Origin of the sequence: Arsenophonus sp. ENCA (genome assembly GCF_002287155.1) — a bacterium.
Lineage (GTDB): Bacteria > Pseudomonadota > Gammaproteobacteria > Enterobacterales > Enterobacteriaceae > Arsenophonus > Arsenophonus nilaparvatae.
This window is the reverse complement of the sequence record NZ_NHNG01000138.1, coordinates 1-4,541: the sequence shown is the minus strand read 5'-3', so window position 1 is coordinate 4,541 and position 4,541 is coordinate 1. Positions and strand designations below refer to the sequence as shown.

Genomic DNA, 4,541 nt, shown 5'->3' with positions numbered 1-4,541 from the left:
GTAACAAACAAAGAGAATCCCACCCGTGAATACGTCAAATCTATCATGGATGCCCGTTGGTCTGTTGAAGTTTATCATCGAGAAGTTAAACAAAATTGTGGTATTGAACGCTGTCAGGCTCGCACGAGCCGAGCGCAAAGAAATCATATTTTTCTCGCTATTTCTGCGTGGTTTGAACAACATAAACGTCGTATATCTCAAAAAATAACCCTTTATCAACAAAATTGGGACGTAATCAAAAATGCTATTGCTGAGCACATCCGTGTTTTATTAGCGTACCCAAATTAGTTTTGTGCGAAACTCGTGTATAGTAGCAAAATTGAAGTCAGGTACAAATTCATTTGCAACAACTATTGGCGGTAAATTTTTTAGTTTTCTATTGGCGAGTGAAAACGGAATATCAGAATTGAGCAACACAATGCCATCAATTTGTTGGCTAATAAATATATCAATAAGAGTGTGTTGCTGTTTTTTTATAATGTTTACAATCACCAATCAGTACCATATATCCTTGTTCAGCAGCCACTTGTTCAATGCCACTAATAATATCAGGATAAATAGGGCTGGTAATATCGGGTATAGCAACAAAAATAGTTTTAGCTTTGCTTGATTTGGTATTTTTTGTCAGACAATAGGTATCATAACCCGTTTTCAACGTAGCTTGTTCAACCTTCTGGCGCGTCTTGAAAGAAACTTGATCTGGCCTAGTGAATGCTCGTGAAACGGTTGCAGTAGATACACCTGCTGCGTTAGCAACATCCTTCATCGTGGCGTTGTGGTGATTTATCTTTTGTTCCATATCTCCACCTTGCATACTTTAATGACTAATTAAGCCTATTTAATCAATGCATTTACTTATCTTAATCACTTTGCCAGCAAAATTTGTAAATAAATTTGCCTGAATCGTTCAATTAGATTTATTTATAGAATAGCTTCGCACAAAACTAATTTTATTTGCTTCAATAGGTGTAAGTAGATGATTAATAGCAGCGACTAATTTTCAGTTGGATCAACATCGATATTCCATTTTACTTTTCGACTTTCAGGGTATGCCATAATTTCAGGTAAAATATGCGAAAGGAATTGTTGTAAATAGGAGCGCGAAGGATGTTGGAGTAGTAATTGCCAACGGAAACGGCCTGCCCGCTTAGCTTGGATCGCCGGTGTAGGACCCATTAACCAAAGTTGTGAGTCGCGCATGGTATGTTGTTCTATATATTGGCGGAACTTGTTTAAAAAATCAGGTGCCGATTGGTTATGATGATCTTCTGAACGGATCATGATATGGCTGCTATGTGGTGGCAAAAAAACATCACGTCGCTCCGCTAGTGTTTCTGTCGCGAACGCGTTATATCCTTTTTCTAATAATGTCGCTAATAATGGATGTTCAGGGTGGTAGGTTTGTAGGATCACTTCACCATGTTTACCGGCCCGCCCAGCCCGTCCAGATACTTGGATATAAAGCTGAGCAAATCTTTCGGTTGCGCGATAATGACTGGAAAAAAGTGCGCCATCTACATTCAGTAGGGCGACCAGAGTAACATCAGGAAAATGGTGCCCTTTCGCCAGCATTTGGGTGCCGATCAAAATTCGAGCACCACCTGTATAGACAGTTGCTAGCTGTTTTTCTAATGCGCCTTTCCTCCGAGTGGTATCTCTGTCAACGCGGGTAACCGGTATATTAGGAAAAAGCTGGTTAATAGCTTCTTCTAACTGTTCAGTTCCTAAACCGACAGGTAGCAGATGTGTTGAGCCGCAGTGTGAGCATTGTATTGGGATTGGCAGTTGACTATCACAGTGATGGCAACGTAGCTGACGTTGATGATGGTGTAGTGTGTAATAATGATCACAACGTGAACACTCGGCAATCCAACCACAATCATGACAAATTAATGTTGGTGAGTAGCCGCGGCGATTTAAAAATAGCATCACTTGATTATTTGCCGCCAGATGATCTTCAATACGCTGTATCAATGGTCTTGACATACCATATTTTAATGGCTGGCCTTTTAAATCAAGTAAATGTTGACTTGCCGGTTTGGCATTTCCGGCTCGTTGGGTTAGATCTAGACGGTGATATTTTCCTTGTTCAATATTATAAAAACTTTCTAACGAAGGTGTTGCAGTACCCATAATAATTGGAATGTTCTCTTTTTTGGCGCGAAAAACAGCCAGATCACGGGCATGATAACGCCATCCGTCTTGTTGTTTGTAAGAGTTATCGTGTTCTTCATCAATAATGATCAAGCCAAGATTGGCAAAGGCCGTGAATAATGCGGAGCGCGTACCAATTACAATAGCACTGTGTCCCTTTTGTGCCCGCAACCAGACTGTCAGTCGTTCACTATCATTTAATGCGGAATGCAGCACATCAACAGGCGCATTAAATCGCTCACTAAATCGTTGGATAGTTTGGGGAGTAAGACTAATTTCGGGTACCAGGACTAATGCTTGTTTACCTTGCGCTAAAACATTTTCAATCACACTGAGATAGACTTCTGTTTTACCAGAACCCGTAATCCCCACTAATAACCAAGGCATAAATGTTGATAGAGAACTTATTGCCCCTACTGCTGTTGACTGTTCTAGGTTAAGTTTTGGTTTTTCACCGCAAAGATGAAAATTAGTATGCCAGTTTTCCATTTTTGGTTGGATGGGTAATAGTTGAATCAAGGCTCTCTTTTTTAATGCTTGTAGTGCACTTTCACTCAATTGGTATTCTGTTATTTGATGACGATAAAGGGGCTGTTGCTGTAGTAATGCGAGCGCCTGTTGTTGTTTTGGCGCTCTTTTAAGCTGGTTTAGGGCAAAAATTTTACCTTGCTGGGTGATTTGCCATTGCCATAGCGGAGAAAATGTTGCCGCTTTGCCTTGCCGCAGTAACACTGGTAGTGCATGAAATAGTACTTCACCAATCGGGTGATGGTAATACTGAGATGCCCAAAGTAGTAATGACCATAAACTGTCAGAAAATAACGATTCTTGATCTAACACTTGTTCAATGGTTTTTAATTGCTCACTACTGAGCTCACTATTTTGATTATGCGATAATACAATACCTAAGGTAGTACGCTTGCCAAATGGCACCAATACCCGGCAACCTTTAGCTGGTAAAGGAAGATTGGATTGGTAATCAAAAACGCGCATTAGCGGAACAGAGAGCGCCACTTGAACAATAGCCATTATTAGATGTTCCTAATCATTGTCATACAGCTTATTTATAAGACATATAAAGATAGAGTATCACATTATTTGAATAGATTTCATTGCGCTATAAACAGATTTTCTGTATGATCCGCCGCCTTTGTTAGTAATTTTGATTACTAACCACTATTCTTAATCGATTTGACGTATGGTGTCTAGCGTTAGGGTTAGATAGCGATGCGGCCTAAGTAGAGGTTTTCTATGAAAAAAGATATTCACCCTAAATATGAAGAAGTTACTGCGACTTGTTCTTGCGGTAATGTAATGAAAATTAAATCAACTGTTAATCATGATCTAAATTTGGATGTTTGTGGTAAATGTCATCCATTCTATACAGGTAAACAGCGTGATGTGGCTGCCGGCGGCCGTGTTGATCGCTTCAAGCAGCGATTCAATATTCCAGGCATGAAAAAATAATAATGGCTCAATGATACAAGCCAAAATCATGCTTATAATATAGGAGTAACACTTCGCTTAATACCGCGGTGTTACTGTTATATAAAATCAAATTTGTTAAATTAAAAACAATTAAACTAAGACTATTTTTACAAAAAACTTTAGTTATTTGATCTTTAAAGAATAAGACAAATAATTAATATTCCCATGTGTCTGGATCAATACCTTTTTGGCGCATAACGATTTTTGCTGCTTCTGGAATCTCATCATCACGTTCTTTACGTAAATCATCGTCATTTGGCAACGGTTGCCCAGTGAAGGCGTGTAAAAACGCTTCACATAGCAATTCACTGTTTGTTGCATGGCGTAAATTATTAATTTGTCTACGAGTGCGCTCGTCTGTCAAAATTTTAAGTACTTTTAATGGGATAGATACTGTGATCTTTTTTACTTGCTCGCTTTTTTTACCATGTTCAGCATAAGGGCTAACATAATCACCATTCCACTCAGCCATGGGATACCTTAAGTTAAGTCAATCAATAGAAGAATTTAGTTGCTGTATAAATATAGCCTTAATTGGCAAAAATTTGTTTAATAAGTTTCTAATATTCTATCGTTTATTGTCGGGTTTAATATTGATAATTATCCCATTACTTGATTTAAACGTAAAGTATTCACGAGTTTCGCAGTCTCTAAAAAAGAAGTATAAATTTAAAAACAAGAAAAAATCAGGATGTTCATATTTTGTCCGGTTATCCATGCATTAAAGATATCTATAAAATATTCTTGCAAGTAAGCAGTGTAAGATACTCTAGTTTGGCGTTATCAGAAGTCAGCCCATCGCCTTTATCTCATGACACGGTTAGCCGATGGTTAAAAAGTAGATGTTTCCGCCCTAAAGACCTATGGCGATTAGTTGAACCTTCTATAGACAAAAAAAG

General features: G+C 38.4%; 6 protein-coding genes. 3 read left to right on the top strand and 3 right to left on the bottom strand.

What is annotated here, in order from left to right; translation table 11 throughout:
* The coding region (locus CBG25_RS03815) for a transposase (protein ID WP_290604626.1) at positions 1-288 on the top strand (288 nt) is incomplete at its 5' end.
* Between the two features lie 160 nt (positions 289-448).
* Here the strand turns inward: CBG25_RS03815 and CBG25_RS03810 are convergent.
* Both CBG25_RS03810 and priA read right to left on the bottom strand, forming a co-directional pair.
* The gene (locus CBG25_RS03810) at positions 449-799 is read right to left on the bottom strand and encodes a LacI family DNA-binding transcriptional regulator (protein ID WP_290604624.1); all 351 of its coding nucleotides are present in this window, start codon (positions 797-799) and stop codon (positions 449-451) included.
* 194 nt (positions 800-993) lie between these two features.
* Complete coding sequence (gene priA, locus CBG25_RS03805; RefSeq protein WP_290604622.1) at positions 994-3,183, bottom strand: primosomal protein N'; 2,190 nt, start codon at positions 3,181-3,183, stop codon at positions 994-996.
* A gap of 222 nt (positions 3,184-3,405) precedes the next feature.
* Between priA and rpmE the strand changes: the two genes are divergently transcribed.
* A complete protein-coding gene (gene rpmE, locus CBG25_RS03800; protein ID WP_032116035.1) occupies positions 3,406-3,621 on the top strand; it encodes a 50S ribosomal protein L31 in 216 nt (71 codons plus the stop codon).
* Positions 3,622-3,796: 175 nt separating this feature from the next.
* On the opposite strand, the gene metJ is transcribed toward rpmE, so the two are convergent.
* Positions 3,797-4,114 carry a met regulon transcriptional regulator MetJ gene (metJ, locus tag CBG25_RS03795; RefSeq protein WP_180816830.1) on the bottom strand — a complete coding sequence of 106 codons (318 nt, stop codon included), beginning with the start codon at positions 4,112-4,114 and terminating at the stop codon, positions 3,797-3,799.
* Between the two features lie 230 nt (positions 4,115-4,344).
* Here metJ and CBG25_RS03790 point away from each other — a divergent pair.
* Positions 4,345-4,541, top strand: a 197-nt coding sequence (locus tag CBG25_RS03790; protein ID WP_290604058.1) for a hypothetical protein, incomplete at its 3' end; no start/stop codon positions are given.

What these genes read in the sequence shown, in the direction of transcription:
- CBG25_RS03810 (WP_290604624.1), bottom strand. Translation starts at nt 799, where the DNA reads ATGGAACAAAAGATAAATCACCACAACGCCACGATGAAGGATGTTGCT.
- priA (WP_290604622.1), bottom strand. Translation starts at nt 3,183, where the DNA reads ATGGCTATTGTTCAAGTGGCGCTCTCTGTTCCGCTAATGCGCGTTTTT.
- rpmE (WP_032116035.1), top strand. Translation starts at nt 3,406, where the DNA reads ATGAAAAAAGATATTCACCCTAAATATGAAGAAGTTACTGCGACTTGT.
- metJ (WP_180816830.1), bottom strand. Translation starts at nt 4,114, where the DNA reads ATGGCTGAGTGGAATGGTGATTATGTTAGCCCTTATGCTGAACATGGT.